Origin of the sequence: Citrobacter sp. R56, from assembly GCF_016811995.1 — a bacterium.
Taxonomy (GTDB): Bacteria; Pseudomonadota; Gammaproteobacteria; order Enterobacterales; family Enterobacteriaceae; genus Citrobacter_D; species Citrobacter_D enshiensis.
This window is the reverse complement of record NZ_CP069159.1, coordinates 1,636,454-1,653,673: the sequence shown is the minus strand read 5'-3', so window position 1 is coordinate 1,653,673 and position 17,220 is coordinate 1,636,454. Positions and strand designations below refer to the sequence as shown.

14 protein-coding genes are annotated in these 17,220 nt (G+C 54.6%); 3 read left to right on the top strand and 11 right to left on the bottom strand.

Features of this window, described 5'->3' with window-relative positions; genetic code table 11:
* Positions 1–2: 2 nt before the first annotated feature.
* Both btsR and JM656_RS07850 read right to left on the bottom strand, forming a co-directional pair.
* A complete protein-coding gene (gene btsR, locus JM656_RS07855; protein WP_203360677.1) occupies positions 3–722 on the bottom strand; it encodes a two-component system response regulator BtsR in 720 nt (239 codons plus the stop codon).
* The gene (locus JM656_RS07850; protein WP_203360676.1) at positions 719–2,404 is read right to left on the bottom strand and encodes a sensor histidine kinase; all 1,686 of its coding nucleotides are present in this window, start codon (positions 2,402–2,404) and stop codon (positions 719–721) included. The genes btsR and JM656_RS07850 overlap by 4 nt, the downstream gene beginning before the upstream one ends.
* Positions 2,405–2,626: 222 nt before the next feature.
* On the opposite strand from JM656_RS07850, the gene mlrA reads away from it, so the two are divergent.
* Positions 2,627–3,358, top strand: a complete 732-nt coding sequence (mlrA, locus tag JM656_RS07845; protein WP_203360675.1) for an HTH-type transcriptional regulator MlrA — start codon at positions 2,627–2,629, stop codon at positions 3,356–3,358.
* Between the two features lie 59 nt (positions 3,359–3,417).
* Complete coding sequence (locus JM656_RS07840) at positions 3,418–3,525, top strand: protein YohO (protein ID WP_192612784.1); 108 nt, start codon at positions 3,418–3,420, stop codon at positions 3,523–3,525.
* On the opposite strand, the gene JM656_RS07835 is transcribed toward JM656_RS07840, so the two are convergent.
* From JM656_RS07835 to bglX, 8 genes are all read right to left on the bottom strand, one after another.
* Complete coding sequence (locus tag JM656_RS07835) at positions 3,506–4,237, bottom strand: ABC transporter permease (protein ID WP_203360674.1); 732 nt, start codon at positions 4,235–4,237, stop codon at positions 3,506–3,508. The genes JM656_RS07840 and JM656_RS07835 overlap by 20 nt on opposite strands.
* Positions 4,221–5,168 (bottom strand): ABC transporter ATP-binding protein, encoded by a 948-nt coding sequence (locus tag JM656_RS07830; RefSeq protein ID WP_203360673.1) that lies wholly within the window; start codon positions 5,166–5,168, stop codon positions 4,221–4,223. The genes JM656_RS07835 and JM656_RS07830 overlap by 17 nt, the downstream gene beginning before the upstream one ends.
* On the bottom strand, positions 5,161–6,327 hold the full coding sequence (locus JM656_RS07825; RefSeq protein WP_203360672.1) for an ABC transporter permease: 1,167 nt from the start codon (positions 6,325–6,327) through the stop codon (positions 5,161–5,163). Before JM656_RS07825 ends, JM656_RS07830 begins: the two co-directional genes overlap by 8 nt.
* A gap of 15 nt (positions 6,328–6,342) precedes the next feature.
* Positions 6,343–7,260 carry an ABC transporter substrate-binding protein gene (locus tag JM656_RS07820; protein WP_203360671.1) on the bottom strand — a complete coding sequence of 306 codons (918 nt, stop codon included), beginning with the start codon at positions 7,258–7,260 and terminating at the stop codon, positions 6,343–6,345.
* A gap of 70 nt (positions 7,261–7,330) precedes the next feature.
* Positions 7,331–8,578: an MFS transporter gene (locus tag JM656_RS07815; protein WP_203360670.1), complete on the bottom strand. Its 1,248-nt coding sequence runs from the start codon at positions 8,576–8,578 to the stop codon at positions 7,331–7,333.
* Positions 8,579–8,625: 47 nt separating this feature from the next.
* The gene (locus JM656_RS07810) at positions 8,626–10,182 is read right to left on the bottom strand and encodes an MFS transporter (RefSeq protein WP_203360669.1); all 1,557 of its coding nucleotides are present in this window, start codon (positions 10,180–10,182) and stop codon (positions 8,626–8,628) included.
* A gap of 42 nt (positions 10,183–10,224) precedes the next feature.
* Positions 10,225–11,589 (bottom strand): glycoside hydrolase family 28 protein, encoded by a 1,365-nt coding sequence (locus tag JM656_RS07805; RefSeq protein WP_203360668.1) that lies wholly within the window; start codon positions 11,587–11,589, stop codon positions 10,225–10,227.
* A gap of 363 nt (positions 11,590–11,952) precedes the next feature.
* Positions 11,953–14,250, bottom strand: coding sequence for a beta-glucosidase BglX (bglX, locus tag JM656_RS07800; RefSeq protein ID WP_203360667.1), 2,298 nt, complete (start codon positions 14,248–14,250; stop codon positions 11,953–11,955).
* A gap of 195 nt (positions 14,251–14,445) precedes the next feature.
* Here bglX and dld point away from each other — a divergent pair, with 195 nt between their 5' ends.
* A complete protein-coding gene (gene dld / locus JM656_RS07795) occupies positions 14,446–16,152 on the top strand; it encodes a D-lactate dehydrogenase (protein WP_203360666.1) in 1,707 nt (568 codons plus the stop codon).
* Between the two features lie 45 nt (positions 16,153–16,197).
* Here dld and pbpG read toward each other — a convergent pair whose 3' ends face one another.
* Positions 16,198–17,145: a D-alanyl-D-alanine endopeptidase gene (pbpG, locus tag JM656_RS07790; RefSeq protein WP_203360665.1), complete on the bottom strand. Its 948-nt coding sequence runs from the start codon at positions 17,143–17,145 to the stop codon at positions 16,198–16,200.
* Positions 17,146–17,220: the final 75 nt, after the last annotated feature.

The following is a 17,220-nucleotide window of genomic DNA, read 5'->3' as shown; positions in this document are numbered from 1 at the left end:
AATTACAGTCCCAACGCCTCTTTCAGGGTCTTTAAATAGCGACGGCTGACCGGCACCGTCTGTCCGTTACGCAACAGCAGTTCAGCCTGGCCATTGTCTTCAAGGCGGATCTCCTGCAGATGCGCCATGTTGACCAGATACTGGCGATGACAACGCATCAGCGGCGTGCGGCTTTCCAGCGTTCTGAGCGTCAGTTCGGTAAAACCTTCTTTGCCTTCGCTACTCGTCACATAGACGCCGCTCATCCGGCTGCTGACGAACGCCACATCATCCAGTTGCAGCAGGTAAATCCGGCTATGTCCGGTACAGGGAATAAATTTTAATGCCTGCTGATTTTCCGGCAGCACCGAAACATCCTGCTTGCTCCGCTCCTGGCGCAGACGCGCCAGCGTTTTCTCCAGCCGTGTTTCTTCGATGGGCTTGAGCAAATAATCAAACGCATGCTCTTCGAAAGCTTTAACGGCGTACTCGTCAAACGCCGTCAGAAAGACGATATAAGGGCGGTGTTCCGGGTCGAGCATCCCGACCATTTCCAGCCCGCTGATGCGCGGCATCTGAATATCCAGAAACAGGACGTCAGGGCGCAGTTTATGCACCGCGCCAATCGCTTCCACCGCGTTTGAACATTCACCCACAATATCGATATCACTCTGAACTTGCAGCAGAATCCGCAGATTTTCCCGCGCTAACGGCTCGTCATCCACAATCAGCACTCTAATCATGCGTGTTCCTCCAGAGGAAGTCGTAAAGTTATTCGGGTAAAGCGATCGGGTTCACAGGCTACGCTGATGCCGTAGTCGTCGCCAAATCGCTCCCGCAGCCGTTTATCCACCAGGTTCATACCGAGGCCGCTGGCATTGTTCGTTGGCTCATACAATCCGGCATTGTCTTCAATATCCAGCATCAGATATTGCCCTTCCCGGCGCGCGGTAATAGAGAGCTCGCCGGTTCCCAGTAGCTGGGAAGTCCCATGCTTGATGGCATTTTCTACGATGGGTTGCAGGGTAAATGCGGGCAGTTGTTGGTGCGAAAGCGCGTCCGGTACGGTCAGCGTCACCTGCAGACGAGACTGGAAGCGGGCCTTCTCGATCTGCAAATAGGCATTCACATGCTCAATCTCATCGGCAAGGGTAACAATCTCCGACGGGCGTTTTAAATTTTTACGAAAGAAGGTCGAAAGGTACTGAACCAACTGGCTGGCCTGCTCGCTGTCGCGGCGGATCACCGCCTTAATCGTGTTGAGCGCGTTAAACAGAAAATGAGGATTTACCTGCGCGTGCAGCAGTTTGATTTCCGACTGGGTAAGCAGCGCCTTTTGCCGCTCATACTGACCCGCCAGAATCTGCGCCGACAATAGCTGGGCGATGCCCTCCCCCAGCGTGCGGTTGATCGAGCTGAAGAGCCGGTTTTTCGCTTCATACAGCTTAATGGTGCCCATGACCCGCTGATTCTCTCCACGTAGCGGGATAACCAATGTCGACCCCAATTTGCACTGCGGGTGCAATGAACACCGGTATGGCACTTCATTGCCATCGGCATAGACCACTTCTCCGGTTTCAATCGCCTTCAACGTATAGGTCGATGAGATAGGTCTGCCGGGTAAATGGTGATCGTCGCCAATACCGGTAAACGCCAACAGTTTTTCGCGATCGGTAATCGCCACTGCGCCAATATCGAGTTCCTGATACAGCACCTGCGCCACTTTCATGCTGTTCACTTCGTTAAAGCCCTGACGCAGAATACCCTCGGTGGAGGCCGCCACTTTCAGCGCGGTCGCTGAAAACGCCGAGGTGTATTTTTCAAACATGGCGCGCTTGTCGAGCAGAATACGCATAAACAACGCCGCCCCGACGGTATTGGTCACCATCATCGGCGCGGCAATGTTACTGACCAGATGCAGCGCATCTTCGAACGGACGGGCTATCAGCAGAATGATCAGCATCTGCACCAGTTCAGCCACAAAGGTAATCGCCCCTGCCGTCAGCGGGCTAAAGACTTTGTCGGTCCGACCACGGCGAATCAGCACGCTATGCACCAGGCCTCCCAGCAGCCCTTCGACAATGGTCGAAATCATGCAACTGAGCGCCGTCATACCGCCCATTGAGTAGCGATGTAAGCCACCGGTCAAGCCCACCAGCCCGCCGACGACCGGCCCTCCCAACAAACCGCCCATCACCGCGCCAATAGCACGCGTGTTGGCGATGGAATCGTCAATGTGCAGGCCAAACCAGGTGCCCATAATGCAGAAAATAGAGAAGATGATATAGCAGAGGAATTTATGCGGTAAACGAACCGTAACCTGCATCAGCGGGATGAACAGACGCGTTTTACTCATCAACCACGCGATAACCAAAAACACGCACATCTGCTGAAGCAGCAGCAACACCAGATTGAACTCGTACATACCCGCTAACCACACATCACTTAAAACCGCGTAACATACATTGAGTCCGCTGAACTTTCTTTGAACTGTTGCATAAAAACATCAATTCGTGAGTGCGATCACTCAAAAGCACGTGAGTGCGCACATTCTCACCCCCTGATTGAACAAAAAACAGACAAAACTACCTGGTTCGCAAAAGAGCGTCTACAGTAAGACTGGGACCTCGCGAGCAAGGGTGAGACGATGGCGCTTTACACGATAGGTGAAGTGGCTTTGCTTTGTGATATCAACCCTGTCACATTACGCGCGTGGCAGAGGCGTTACGGGTTGTTGAAACCGCAACGAACCGACGGTGGTCATCGCCTGTTTAACGATGCGGACATCGACCGGATCCGTGAGATCAAGCGCTGGATAGACAATGGCGTGCAGGTCAGCAAGGTCAAAATGCTACTGAGCAATGATAGTATCGATTTGCAAAACGGCTGGCGCGAACAGCAAGAAACGCTGTTGCACTATTTGCAAAGCAACAATCTGCAGAGCCTCAGGCTGTGGATCAAAGAACGCGGCCAGGATTATCCGGCCCAAACGCTCACCACACACTTGTTTATTCCCCTGCGCCGACGTTTGCAATGCCAGCAGCCCACCCTACAGGCGCTGCTGGGTATTCTCGACGGCGTACTGATCAACTACATTGCGATTTGTCTGGCCACTGCCCGCAAAAAACAGGGAAAAGATGCGCTGGTCGTCGGCTGGAATATTCACGATACCACGCGATTGTGGCTGGAGGGGTGGGTAGCCAGTCAGCAGGGATGGCGCGTTGACGTGCTGCCCCATTCACTGAATCAACTGCGCCCGGAACTGTTTGATGGGCGAACCTTGCTCATCTGGTGCGGCGAAAACCAGACCCCTGCCCAACAGCAGCAGCTTGCCGAATGGCTTGCGCAGGGTCACGATATTCATCTACTCGGCATTTAATGGTTCATTAACAAATACGCTTTATCATATAATCTCTCCGTTAACATAAGGAGTGCATAATGAGCGTAGCTAAAATCGGTGTTATTACCCTCTTCCTGCTGATGGCCATCGGTGGCATTGGCGGCGTCATGCTCGCAGGTTATACGTTTATTTTGCATGCCGGGTAAGGTATTGCCCGAGCCGTTCAAAAACGCGATCGACAATAATTGCTGCCAGCGCCACCAGTACCGCGCCCTGAATCACATAGGCTGTGTTAAATCCGCTGAGCCCAATAATAATGGGTGTGCCCAGCGTGCTGGCCCCCACCGTTGACGCAATGGTCGCCGTTCCGATATTGATAATCACCGACGTCCGAATACCGGACAAAATCACTGGCGCCGCCAGAGGAAGCTCAACGCTGCGCAACTGCTGCCCACGGCTCATCCCCATTCCACGCGCCACGCCGACCACACTCTGTGGAATTGCCCCCAGCCCCGCCAGGGTGGCCTGCAAAACCGGTAACACGCCATACAGGATCAGGGCGATGATCGCCGGTTCCTGACCGAATCCCATCACCGGAACCGCTATCGCCAGCACCGCCACCGGTGGAAAGGTTTGTCCAACCGCCGCAAGGGTTTCAACCAGCGGACGAAATTCGCTCCCCCACGGACGCGTCACCGCGATCCCCGCCCCAACGCCTACCGCCACGGCAACCACGCTCGAAATACCGACCAGCCAGAAGTGCGCCAACGCCAGCGCGAGAAAACTTTCCTGCTGATACACCGGGCGCGGTAATTGGGGAAACAGCGCGCCAAACAGCGCCTGACTGTGCGGCAAGCTGACCAGCAACAGCAGAAAAACGGCAATGAGCCATAACAACGGATCACGCAGACGTTTCATGAGGCAAAGTCTTTGAAAGTAAATCGCGAAAATGGAGCGTCCCGCAGGGAACGCCCTGCTGATTAACCACCGGCAAGACGTCGCACCCACCCGCCACAAAGGCGGAAAGCGCGTCACGCAGCGTCATCTCCTCTGCCAGCGCTTCTCCTGCCAGCCGCTCCTGACGCCGGACAAAATCGCCCACTCGACGCAGCGACAGCAGCCGCACGCCAAGTTCGCTGCGACCAAAAAATGCCTGTACGAAATCACTGGCAGGAGACATCAACATCTCCAGCGGCGTTCCCTGCTGCACCACTTCGCCACCATCCATCAGCACCAGATGCTCAGCGAGGCGTAATGCTTCATCAATGTCGTGCGTCACCAGCACGATAGTGCGCCCTAGCAGGCGATGAATGCGGGTCATCTCATGCTGTAACGCGCTGCGTGTCACCGGGTCCAGCGCACCAAACGGTTCGTCCATCAACAGTACCTGCGGATCCGCCGCCAGTGCGCGCGCCACGCCCACCCGTTGCTGTTGGCCACCGGAAAGCTGATGGGGGTAACGCTCACGCAGCCCCGCCTCTAACCCCAGAAGCGCCATCAATTCCTCTACGCGGTCATCAATTTGCGAACGCGACCATTTCCGCAGTTGTGGCACCGTGGCGATATTCTGCGCCACCGTCCAGTGGGGAAAAAGTCCGATCGACTGGATGGCGTATCCCATCCGTCGGCGCAGTTCCAGCACCGGCAGACTACGAATCTCTTCCCCGGCAAAGCGGATCCGCCCACTGTCATGTTCCACCAGTCGGTTAATCATCTTGAGCGTGGTGGATTTACCTGAGCCAGACGTTCCAATCAGCACCGAAAAACTGCCCTCACGAAAGTGCAGATTGAGATCGCTGACGGCCTTTTGTTCGCCAAACGATTTGCTGACATGGCTAAATTCAATCATCGTGTTTGACCTTCAGGAGTGCATCCAGTAAATCGAACAGCGCATCGATAACGATCGCCAGCGCAACAACCGGAACGACCCCCAGTAAGACTAAGTCAACGGCGCTACTGAGCAATCCCTGAAACACCAGCGCGCCAAATCCGCCGGCGCCGATAAGCGCGGCGATCACCGCCATACCGACGGTCTGCACCATCACCACCCGTAAACTACGCAAGAAAATCGGCAGCGCCAGGGGCAACTGGACATGGATAAAACGCTGACTAAGACTCATCCCCATGGCTCTGGCGCTTTCCAGAACCTCATGCGGCACCTGGTTTAACCCTGCTACCACGCCGCGCACCAGCGGCAATAAGGCATACAGCACCAGTGCGATCAGCGCTGGCGTCAGGCCAGTGCCTGCCACCCCCACGCTCCCCAGCCAGGGAAAGTGCTTCACCAGCCCGGCAAGCGGCGCAATCAACAGGCCAAACAGAGCGACGGAGGGAATCGTCTGGATAACATTCAGTACCGCAAAGACAGCCCCCTGACGCGCGGCTGAGAAAAAACAGCCGATCCCCAGCGGTACGCCAATCAGCAACGCAGGCACCACCGTACCGACCAGCAGTGTCAGGTGCTGCGCAAAAGCATCATCAAAGACATCCTGACGGTTGGCGTACTCTTTCAGCAGCGAGAGATCGTTGAACGCGCCGGAAAACAATAGCGCCAGCGGCACCACGGCGATTTGCGCGTGCAATATCCAGCGCCACAGCGGGTGTACGGTAATGCGCCGAATGGCATCGCTACAGGCCAGAAGCGTAGAACCCAGCGCCAGCCAAAAACCGCTGCCGAGGCTGGTTCGCGCCAGCGGGCTGCCTGTCTGGGCCAGATGCATCGCCGCACTTCCAGCCGCGATGAGCACGGCCGTCAGCAGCAGTTGCACAACCACCAGCGTAACAACTGCACCGCGTTGACCGGGGAACAGACACAGGGTAAGCAGTAGCGCGAATCCCCCTGACAGTCCCCATGTCATGTCCGGCCAGATATCCCAGAGCTGACGCCCGTCACCTGACATCAGTCGGTTCGGGGCGTAGTTCACGAAAGGAAGCGCAGCGGCAATGGCGGTCAGGAGCACCAGCAGCAACAGCACGCGATTGATACTGACGTTTGACACCTTACGCATCGCAGACAAATTCAGTTACTTCACCCACCCTTTTTGCTTCAGGTAGTCTGCCGCCACTTTTTTCGCATCCCGTCCTTCGACGGCAATGCTGGCGTTTAATTGCTGCAACGTTTTCTCATCGAGACTGGCAAAGACCGGCTGTAGCCATTCGGCGATTTGCGGATGCGCTTTCAGCACGGCGTCGCGAACCACCGGCGCGGGGGCATAAATGGGTTGAACACCCTTAGGGTCACTCAACGTTTGCAGACCCAGCGCCGCCACCGGCCCATCGGTGCCATACGCCATTGCCGCATTGACGCCGGAGGTTTGTTGGGCGGCAGCTTTGATGGTGACCGCCGTATCGCCACCGGCCAGCGACAACAACTGGTTCTGATTCAGTTTAAAATCGTAGGCTTTTTCAAAGGCGGGAAGCGCATCAGCGCGCTCGATAAATTCAGCAGACGCCGCCAGCTTGAACTCACCGCCCTCTTTCAGATAGCGCCCCAGATCGGCAAGCGACGCGAGCTTGTGCTTTTCTGCCACGTCCTGACGTACGGCAATGGTCCACGTATTGTTTGCGGGTGCGGGCGTGAGCCAGACCAGTTTATTTTGCTCAGCGTCCAGCTTTTTGACTTTTTCAAAGCCTGCCTGGGCGTTCTTCCACGCCGGATCGTTTTCATCTTTGAAGAAGAAGGCACCATTACCGGTGTATTCCGGATAAATATCTAGCTCCCCGGAGGTGATCGCCCCGCGCACCACGGGCGTGGTACCCAGTTGCACTTTATTGACTGTTTTAACGCCGTGGCTTTCCAGCACTTGCAGAATAATATTGCCGAGCAGCGCCCCTTCGGTATCGATCTTCGACCCGACGGTGACAGGAGATGCAGCCTGTAATGGCAAGCTCACTGCCGCAACCAGCGCCAGTGAGCTCAACCATAGCTTTGAGATTGTCATGTCGCTTTCCTCACTCTTTTGCTGCCCTTTTCAGAGACTTGAGGAAAAAGCATAGACGAAAAGTTAGAGGTTAACCTGGAGATTGCGGGTTATCAGGCAATCTCAGCGGGATCGTCAACAGGCTGGCGGCAAAATAGAGAATGGCGATCACCCACAGCGTCCCTTCCACGCCCAGCGGCCCGACACACAGCGTCACAATAAACGGCCCGGCGAAATTACTTAACCCGGATCCCAGGTTCAGACACGAAATGGCCGCCCCTTTATTTTGCGGCAACAACGAGGGAATCAGCGCGCTCAGTGGCCCAAACGCCCCCAGTCCAATCGCATAAATCGACAACGCCAGGAACAGCGCCAGTTCGCTGTGACCAAATAACACCGGCGCGTAGCAAACTGCCAGCGAGGCAACCCCACACAGCGTGCCGGAAAACCACACCACCGTATTCCGCCAGCCAATGGTATCGCCTAACCAGCCAAACAGATAACTGGAGAAAATATTGATGACGTTGACCAGACCCCAGATAGTCAGCCACTCCGCGATGCTGAAGCCAAACCGGGGCAGGTACACTGGCATCAGGATCACCAGTGAAAACTTACCAATGTCGTTGATGGTTTTCACCACCACCGCCAGACGCATTTTCGGCTCGCGCGCCAGTACGGTTATCCCTTCGAGAAGCGCCGGGCCTAACGCCTGACCCCGCTGCCAGTCGGGACGATCGCGGTTAAGCACCAGTGCGCAAAACGCGCCGCACAGGACAAAAGCAAACCCACTCAGCAGCGTGTTGGTTTCACCCCATTTCGCAATCATCAGGCTTGAATACCACGGGCCGACGATGGTCATGCCGACACCAAACGCAATCCAGAACCAGGACACCGCGCGCCCCAGGATCCGAATCTCGCAGCGCTGGTTGATCCACACCAGAAACGAGTAGGCGAAAAGCGGGTATGCGACGCCGCGCAGCGCATACGTGGCGACCATCAGCGGGTAGTTGTTTTGCGGTAAGGCAAAAAAGATAAACGGCACAGAACCGATAAAGTACACCGCCGTTGCGACCCACATTAAACGGCGTAATCCCAGAACCCCGGCACCGATGCCGGAAAACCAGGAGATCGCCGCCACGCACAGGCCAAATATGGATGACAACAGGCTGATATCAAACGGAGAGAATCCCCGCTGTTGCAGCATTGAGGAGAGCCAACTTTGTTCTATTGTTGCGCCCGTAATAAAAAGAAATACGCCGATAAATCCCCAGCAAAGTTCGCGAGGTAATCCCATCCGCGCCCATAGCCCTTGTTGCATCACCAGGCTCTGTTCAGTCATTTTGTTCTCTTCCAATAGCAGGCGGACATTGCTGTCCGCCCCGGTATTCAGGCATTTTTAGGTTGGGCAGCTGACTGCGATTTCATGTGGCTGCGGTTGATGTAGCCAACGGTGTTTTCGCCCCAGCACTGCTCGTACGGCATCCCGGTCAGGCTTTCGATAACGGCTTTGTTTTCAGCGCTAACGGTCGCTTTGCTTTCGCCACGCTTGAGACGGGCAACCTCTTCATTGAGGATCGCGTGGGTGCGGCTATTGACCTTGAACTGGAATGCAGACCAGATCCCCCACAGGGTGAGGAGCACCGGCAGGACAATCATGATTATCATGATCATATTGATGGCAGACTCTGGCTGGTTGGTTTGTCCGGAAACAAAACCGGCCATCTGCAGCGCCACACCGACCAGGAAAATGGACAGCGCCTGGGAGGCTTTACGCAGCAGGCTCATGAACCCGGCAAAGATCCCTTCACGACGATTACAGGTGAGGATTTCATCCACGTCGGCTACAAAGGTGTAGTTGTTCCACGGAATGGCATAAATGCCACCGCGCGCCAGACCGGCAATACCCGCCGCCAGATACAGCATCGCCATGCTGGTTGAGCCATTCATCCAGGTAACGGTAAACAGAATGAATGCCAGAACAGCCAGCGCACCCTGAGTAGCAAACGCGCGTGAAGGCGAGAAACGCAGCGTTAACCAGGTCGCCAGACCAACACCAAAGAATTGCAGACCGTTGATCATTCCCAGCAGGTTTGAAGCCGTCACAGAAGAGGTCATCAGCGCGAACACCACAAAATAGGTGAACACGGAGTTGAAGATATCCTGGGCAACAGAGCCCCCCAGATACATCCCCAGATGCGAACGGAAGGTTTTGATTTTCAGCGTGGAGACAAAATCGTAGTAAATATTGTAAATACGGGTGCCGAGAGGCAGTTTTTCCGTTTCATCAATTTTGCGCTCGTTTTGCTCGATCTCTTCCAGGGAGCGTTCCCAGGTTCCGAAGTAAACAAAGAACAGCACGATCATGAACGAAACGGTGAAGATAGCGCCCGCATAGAAAAATGAGTCTGACGAATCGGCGCCAAAGTAAGAGATCAGTCGTCCTGGCAGGAACGCCGCGGCAAAACCGGCAAGCTGTGCGATGTACATACGCGCACTGGTCAGTTTTGAACGTTTGTTAAAGTCGGACGTCATCTCCGCAGAAAGCGTGTCATACGGGATGATGATCATGGAATAGACCACTTCAAACAGGATGTAGACCAGCAGATACATCCAATAGTTGAAGCCTTCCACCCACAGCAGGCTATACACCGCCACCAGCGGGATACTCAGCAGCAGGAAGAAACGGCGGCGACCAAAACGACGGCCCAGACGCGTTTTGTGGAAGTTGTCCGAGATGTAGCCCATTAACGGGCACATGATCACATCAACGATACGCGCCACAGCAAACAGTGAACCGGCCTGAATCGGCGTCAGTCCACAAAAAGTGGTTAAAAAGAACAGCAGCCATGCGCTCACCAGAGTGAAGGCGCCGGAGCCAATCACATCTGCAAGACCATAGCAGACGTAGTTGTGCATTTTTATTTCACGAGCTTTTTTTATCATTTTCTATCCCCGGTCACTGAGAAGGCATACAAAGCATTTCCCTCATACAGAGGGAGAATCCGTCAGGCAGTCCTGAACGTTGAGCAATACGATGGGTTGTGTATGCCAGTGAGCAGGCAGCGTTTCAGGGCGGCGAACAGTGATGCCCGATAACCGCAATCCCGTGACGCCGTTGGCGTAAAACACAGGTAATCCGCCGGGGAAGGCTTCGACGCCATGGGCGCGACCGGTCTGCGGGTTAACGTTGTACGCATTGTCCAGTCCCATACCCGTTGGGCGTTCTGGATTGCACGGCGGGCGAATGTCGTAGAACCCCTGTTCTTCAGACGTGCTGACCCGTTGTTCGATACTGACCCCATTGAACATGACATCGCGGATCATGCCTGCCGTTTCGCTGTGCAGGTTAATCGCCCCTTCCGCAGTCCCGGCCAGGTTGCTGAACGTGATGTTTGAAACAATGCCAGGCGTAATGTCAGGCGCGCGATGGCGCACAGAAATGTAGACCGGATCGGCTTTACCCCAATGGCAAGGGTGAGCATGACAGCAGTCAAAAAGAATGTTGCTGAACACCATCTGCTGAAAACGTCCGCCGTCACGCGACACCAGGCCAATCCCGCGGTTAGACTCAAAAATGGTGCAGTTGGACAGGGTGATATTTTCGATATCGGCGAACGTTTCGGTGCCAATCTTGATGGCGCAGCTTTTCGAACGCACGATGCAGTTATTCACCACAACGTTGCGAATAGGCTGTTGCAGCGAGGCGGGCTTGTTGGTGGTCTTCAGGCAAATACCGTCATCTGCCGCGCTGAAGTAGCTGTCGCTGATATGCACGTGCTGGCAACTGTCGATATCCAGCGCGTCGGTGTTAGGCAGCGTCAGATCGTTATCAATCGTCAGATTGCGAATATAGACGTGGTTGCAACTCACCAGATGCGCAGTCCACATCGGGGCGTCATACAACGTGATATCGCGAATGCGGATTTGTTCACAGCCTTCCAGCACCAGCAGACGTGGGCGTTGGTTCTTCGGCAGTCGATAGCCTTGCGAGTCCGGCTGTGCGGCAAACCAGTTGGCGGCCTCGCCGTCAATGCGACCTTCGCCACTGAGCGTAATGTGGTGTTGGCCACGGGCATAAATCAGCGCCATGCGCGACAACTCAGCCATCGTGACCGTTTCTACCGTCTGATAATCCTCAGCATCGGCACTTGCAAGCAGGCTCGCTCCAGCCTCGAGATGCAGCGTAAAATTCGAAGGAAGTACCAGCGTACCGGTGCGATAAATTCCAGGCGTGAGAGTAAGCGTACCGCCGCCCGCCCTATCAATCTCGTCAATCATTTGCTGAAGCTGCGTGGTGACCACCGTATTACCGGTTTTATCAAGCGAGCTATTTTCTAAAGAGAGCTTCATAGTCCTACCTGTCACAAGTGTATTGGACGGCATTTAACGAAGTTTTTCTCTCTCTCGCCCGCGACGAAAACCGGCTTTTTGACGTAACAGTGAAACGCTTCACGTCTGGGTAGGTGGAGGCAATAAAAATTTGAACACGCGCACAAAACGCGACAGCAACTTCACCTGAGAGGTGATCTAACGCACAGTTTTAACTTAAATGAAGGGAGCAGGGGATCGCATGTAGAGGTCATTCTTCCTCATACGCAATAAATATCGACGGCCATCACAATTCCATAAAAATCAAAAGAATCGCTATTGCAAACAAGAAAATGTTCAATGCAAAGAAAAAAAGGCTGGTTTCCCAGCCTTTTTGTTTACAGGTTACAGCAGTTCAAACTCGCCTTGTTTTACCCTGGCGGAATCCATGCCGATGAAGACGTTAAACTTACCGGGTTCAGCATCATACTTCATGCTTTGGTTCCAGAACTTCAGCGCGTCGATGTCAATCGGGAAACTGACGGTCTGCGTTTCACCCGGTTTCAGCGTGATTTTCTCAAACCCTTTCAGCTGTTTCACCGGGCGACTCAGGGACGCCGTCACATCCCGCAGATACATCTGAATGACCGTCGCGCCTTCACGCTTGCCGGTATTGGTGACCTGCACGCTGGCGGTGACTGAGCCATCACGTTTCATCGTCGGGGAGGAGAGTTTCACCTCCGACAGCGTAAATGTGGTGTAACTCAACCCATAGCCAAACGGATACAGCGGACCGTTCGCCTCATCAAAATAACGCGAGGTGTACTTGTTCGGCTTGTCAGCGTTATACGGGCGACCGGTGTTCAGGTGGCTGTAGTAAACCGGAATCTGCCCGACAGAGCGCGGGAAGGACATCGGTAACTTACCGGAGGGGTTATAGTCGCCAAACAGCACATCGGCGATGGCGTTGCCGCCTTCCGTACCGGCGAACCAGGTCTCCAGAATCGCATCGGCCTGCTGGTCTTCTTTCACAAGCTGCAACGGACGCCCATTCATCAACACCAGCACCAGCGGTTTACCCGTCGCCTTCAGCGCAGTGATTAAATCACGCTGGCTTTGCGGAATATCGATATCGGTACGGCTGGAAGCTTCGTGAGCCATCCCCTGGGCTTCCCCGACCACGGCGACCACGACGTCCGATTGCTTCGCGGCGGCCACCGCTTCATCAATCATCGTCTGCGGTGAGCGTGGGTCGACCTTCACCGCCTCTTCGTACAGATTGAGGAAATCAACAATGCCTTTATCGTTGGTAATGTTCGCCCCTTTGGCGTACACCACTTTTCCTTTATTGCCCAACACATTTTGAATGCCCGTCAGCACCGTCACGGACTGATCGGCAACGCCTGCGGCGGACCAACTGCCCATCACATCACGTTTGCTGTCGGCCAACGGCCCGACCACGGCAATGGTGCCGGATTTTTTCAGCGGCAGCGTTTCGAGACGGTTTTTCAGCAACACCAGACTCTCGCGGGCAACGTCACGCGCTTCTTTACGGTGCAGACGGCTTTCAGCGTTGGTGTCCTGCGGGTCTGTCTCTTTCGCCCCCAGGTGGCTGTAGGGATCGTTAAACAACCCCATATCATACTTAACGTTGAGGACGTGACGCGCGGCATCGTCCAGCTCCGCCATTGTCACTTTGCCCGACTTAATCAACCCCGGAAGGTATTTGCTGTAATACTCATCACTCATGCTCATGTTGATACCGGACGTGATCGCCACACGCACAGCATCTTCAGGATCGGCGGCGGTACCGTGCTTAATCAGCTCTTTGATTGCCCCGTGATCGGAAACGGTGATGCCTTTAAAGCCCCACTTATCGCGCAATACCTCTTTCAGCAGCCAGGCATCGGAGGTCGCCGGGGTGCCATTTAATGAGTTAAGCCCCACCATCACCGCGCCGCTTCCCGCATCCAGCCCGGCTTTGTACGGCGGCATATAATCGTTGAACAGGCGCTGCGGACTCATATCCACCGTGTTGTACTCTTTACCGCCTTCAACCGCACCGTAAGCGGCGAAGTGTTTCACGCTGGTCATCACCGAGTAGCGATCCGCCGGGCTTTTGCCCTGCATCGCTTCAACCATGGTTTTACCCATCGTTTCGGTCAGGTAAGTATCTTCGCCAAACCCTTCGGAAGCTCGGCCCCAACGCGGGTCGCGCGAAACATCCACCATCGGCGCCCAGGTCATATTCAGACCATCATCCGCCGCTTCATAGGCCGAAACGCGTCCCACGGTGTTGACCGCATCCAGGTTAAAGGAAGATGCCAGACCGAGGCTGATAGGGAAAACAGTACGCTGGCCGTGCAACACGTCATAGGCAAAGAACAGAGGAATTTTCAGGCGGCTGAGTTCCATGACCTGATCCTGCATTTTGCGGATATCCTGGCGGGTGACGGTATTAAAAATCGCCCCCACCTGCCCGTCTTTGATCATGTCACGGATGGCTTCTTTTGGATTGTCCGGACCCACGCTTATCAAACGCAGCTGACCAATCTTTTCATCAACGGTCATTTTCGTGAGCAAATCAGTGACAAACGCGTCCCGCGCTTCAGGTGTTAAGGGATGATTGCCAAACAGCGACTCCGCCAAGGCTGGCTGCATGGCCAGACTCACCGCGACACCTACAGAACATAGCCATTTCATGTTGTTTCTCTCTTATTTTTAGCCCGCAGAGGCGGCGAAAATATAGCAAAAACCGTAGTTTGCCATAAGCCTAAACGGGTGAGAAAAAGAAAGCTAAGGTTATTCTCTGATTTTTTCGAAACATTCATGAATGAAATCGTCATACAAAGCGCTATGCTTAACACCGATATTTTGTCCCACCACAAGGAGTGGAAAATGTCTTCCATTACAACAACCGATAATAACGATCTTATTCATGAGCTCGCCCGCCTGGTGGGTCATTCACACCTGCTCACTGACCCGGCTAAAACCGCCCGCTATCGCAAGGGCTTTCGTTCCGGACACGGCGACGCGCTGGCCGTGGTCTTCCCTGGCTCGCTGATGGAACTGTGGCGCGTGCTCAATGCCTGCGTCAACGCCGATAAAATTATTCTGATGCAGGCCGCCAATACCGGGCTGACCGAAGGCTCCACGCCCAGCGGCAATGACTACGACCGGGACATTGTCATTATCAGCACCCTGCGCCTCGACAAACTTCATCTGCTGGACAAAGGCGAACAGGTGCTGGCGTATCCTGGTACCACCCTCTACTCGCTGGAAAAAGCGCTTAAGCCCTTTGGTCGCGAACCGCACTCGGTGATTGGCTCCTCCTGCATTGGCGCTTCCGTCATCGGCGGTATCTGTAATAACTCGGGGGGATCGCTGGTGCAACGTGGCCCGGCCTACACCGAGATGTCACTGTTCGCGCGCATTGATGAACAGGGTAAATTGCAACTCGTTAACCATCTGGGTATCGACCTGGGCGAGACGCCGGAGCAGATCCTCAGCAAACTGGATGACGAACGCGTCAAAGATGAAGACGTTCGCCATGATGGTCGCCACGCACACGACCACGATTACGTCACCCGCGTGCGCGATATTGAAGCCGACACCCCCGCACGCTACAACGCCGACCCGGACCGCCTATATGAATCCTCCGGTTGCGCAGGCAAACTGGCCGTATTCGCCGTACGTCTGGACACCTTCCCGGCGGAAAAAAATCAGCAGGTCTTCTACATCGGCACCAACCAGCCGGACGTATTGACGGAGATCCGCCGCCATATCCTGGCGACGTTTGAGAACCTGCCAGTTGCGGGCGAATATATGCATCGCGACATCTATGACATCGCGGAAAAGTACGGCAAAGATACGTTCCTGATGATCGATAAGCTCGGCACCGACAAAATGCCGTTCTTCTTCACGCTGAAAGGCCGTACCGATGCGATGCTGGAAAACGTAAAATTTTTCCGTCCGCACTTTACCGACCGCGCAATGCAGAAGTTCGGCCATCTGTTCCCGAGCCACCTGCCGCCACGGATGAAAAGCTGGCGCGATAAATACGAACATCACCTGTTGTTAAAAATGGCAGGAGACGGCGTAGCGGAAGCGCAAAGCTGGTTGACGGAGTTCTTCAAAACCGCCGAGGGTGACTTTTTCGCCTGCACGCCGGAAGAAGGCAGTAAGGCGTTCCTGCACCGTTTTGCGGCGGCAGGCGCGGCCATTCGTTATCAGGCAGTTCATGCTGATGAGGTTGAGGATATTCTGGCGCTCGACATTGCCCTGCGCCGCAACGACACCGAATGGTATGAACACCTGCCGCCCGAAATCAGCGATCAACTGGTGCATAAACTCTATTACGGCCATTTTATGTGCTACGTCTTCCACCAGGATTACATCGTGAAGAAAGGCGTCGATGCGCATGCGTTAAAAGAGCAGATGCTGGAACTGCTCCAGCAGCGCGGGGCGCAATACCCGGCGGAACATAACGTAGGGCATCTGTATAAGGCGCCAGAAACGCTCACGCGTTTTTATCGTGAAAACGACCCAACGAATAGCATGAATCCAGGTATCGGTAAGACAAGTAAGCAGAAGTTCTGGAAGTGAAGTGATTGCCCGAGAGCGTAGCGCTCTCGGGCATACTGAAACACATTAATCGTTCTGTGCCGTTTGCTCGCTCTTATTGGCACCTGCTGCGGCCATCTGTGCGGCTTTTTGCTTCTTATAACTCAGCGCCGCTGGCGGAACCGGCATGACTTTGCCGGTTTCAATCCACGTACGTAAACGGCTGGCATCGGCAAAGTGGGTATATTTGCCGAACGCATCCATCACCACCAACGCCACCGGTTTGTTCTTAATGGTGGTGCGCATCACCAGGCAGTGACCCGCCGCGTTGGTGAAGCCTGTTTTGGTCAACTGAATATTCCAGTTATCGCGATACACCAGATGGTTCGTGTTGCGGAATGGCAGCGTGTAGGCCGGGTTGGCAAACGTGGCCATGTCTTCGCGGGTCGTGCTCAACTGACCCAGCAGCGGATACTGTTTGCTGGCAATCAGCAGCTTTGTTAAGTCGCGGGCCGTCGAGACGTTATGAATGGACAACCCCGTCGGTTCCACAAACCGCGTATGGGTCATGCCTAACGCTTTGGCTTTGGCATTCATCGCTTTGATAAACGCGTTGTAGCCGCCCGGATAATGGTGTGCGAGGCTTGCCGCCGCGCGGTTTTCCGAGGACATCAACGCCAGCAGCAGCATATCTTTACGGCTAATTTCACTGTTCAGACGCACGCGGGAGTATATCCCTTTCATTTCTGGCGTCTGGCTGATATCCACTTTCAGTTTTTCGTTCAGCGGCAGTTGTGCATCAAGCACCACCATCGCCGTCATTAATTTGGTGATCGACGCAATCGGACGCACAAGGTCAGGATGGTTCGAATAGATCACTTTGTTGGTATTTAAATCAACAATCATCGCGCTACCAGACGCAATCTCAGGTTGAGACGCGGTTGCGGTAGCCGCCGTTTTCGCCACAGCCTGCGGCGCAAAAGGGACAGCCAGCATCAGGGCAAGGCTTAGTATTGAAACTCGGAATTTCAGCATGATGAGATTTCTGATAATGGTTCACGCACGTCACAACGCGCACCGCCGGAGTTAAGTATAAACTCAAGCTAGCTC

Coding starts and splice junctions, on each gene's coding strand:
- dld (WP_203360666.1), top strand. CDS start 14,446: ATGTCTTCCATTACAACAACCGATAATAACGATCTTATTCATGAGCTC.
- JM656_RS07850 (WP_203360676.1), bottom strand. CDS start 2,404: ATGTACGAGTTCAATCTGGTGTTGCTGCTGCTTCAGCAGATGTGCGTG.
- JM656_RS07820 (WP_203360671.1), bottom strand. CDS start 7,260: ATGACAATCTCAAAGCTATGGTTGAGCTCACTGGCGCTGGTTGCGGCA.
- JM656_RS07815 (WP_203360670.1), bottom strand. CDS start 8,578: ATGACTGAACAGAGCCTGGTGATGCAACAAGGGCTATGGGCGCGGATG.
- JM656_RS07825 (WP_203360672.1), bottom strand. CDS start 6,327: ATGCGTAAGGTGTCAAACGTCAGTATCAATCGCGTGCTGTTGCTGCTG.
- JM656_RS07810 (WP_203360669.1), bottom strand. CDS start 10,182: ATGATAAAAAAAGCTCGTGAAATAAAAATGCACAACTACGTCTGCTAT.
- JM656_RS07835 (WP_203360674.1), bottom strand. CDS start 4,237: ATGAAACGTCTGCGTGATCCGTTGTTATGGCTCATTGCCGTTTTTCTG.
- mlrA (WP_203360675.1), top strand. CDS start 2,627: ATGGCGCTTTACACGATAGGTGAAGTGGCTTTGCTTTGTGATATCAAC.
- JM656_RS07805 (WP_203360668.1), bottom strand. CDS start 11,589: ATGAAGCTCTCTTTAGAAAATAGCTCGCTTGATAAAACCGGTAATACG.
- btsR (WP_203360677.1), bottom strand. CDS start 722: ATGATTAGAGTGCTGATTGTGGATGACGAGCCGTTAGCGCGGGAAAAT.
- JM656_RS07830 (WP_203360673.1), bottom strand. CDS start 5,168: ATGATTGAATTTAGCCATGTCAGCAAATCGTTTGGCGAACAAAAGGCC.
- JM656_RS07840 (WP_192612784.1), top strand. CDS start 3,418: ATGAGCGTAGCTAAAATCGGTGTTATTACCCTCTTCCTGCTGATGGCC.
- pbpG (WP_203360665.1), bottom strand. CDS start 17,145: ATGCTGAAATTCCGAGTTTCAATACTAAGCCTTGCCCTGATGCTGGCT.
- bglX (WP_203360667.1), bottom strand. CDS start 14,250: ATGAAATGGCTATGTTCTGTAGGTGTCGCGGTGAGTCTGGCCATGCAG.